Genomic DNA, 218 nt, shown 5'->3' with positions numbered 1-218 from the left:
AGTTGGGTCCGCCCTGGCCGACGGTGTCGACGAGGCGCTTGTTGGCCTCCGCGACCTGCGTGTCCAGCAGCGCCAGGTTGCGGTCGACCTCGGCCTGGGCGGAGGCCGGGATCGCGGGCAGCTGGGAGGCGACGTCCGGGCAGCTGATCGTGCCGGCACCGGCGTTCCCCGCCTCGCCCGCACCCGCACCCGCACCGGCCTCGGCGCCCGCACCGGCC

Annotated in this window: 1 pseudogene; it reads right to left on the bottom strand. The window is 77.1% G+C overall.

Annotated features, from left to right (window positions below):
• Positions 1–218 (bottom strand): annotated as a pseudogene (locus tag GTY47_RS27370) (hypothetical protein); the annotation flags it as partial.

It is taken from the genome of Streptomyces sp. SID5464 (genome assembly GCF_009862985.1).
Lineage (GTDB): Bacteria > Actinomycetota > Actinomycetes > Streptomycetales > Streptomycetaceae > Streptomyces > Streptomyces chartreusis_D.
The sequence above is the reverse complement of the archived record's forward strand: the minus strand, read 5'-3'. Positions and strand labels throughout refer to the sequence as shown.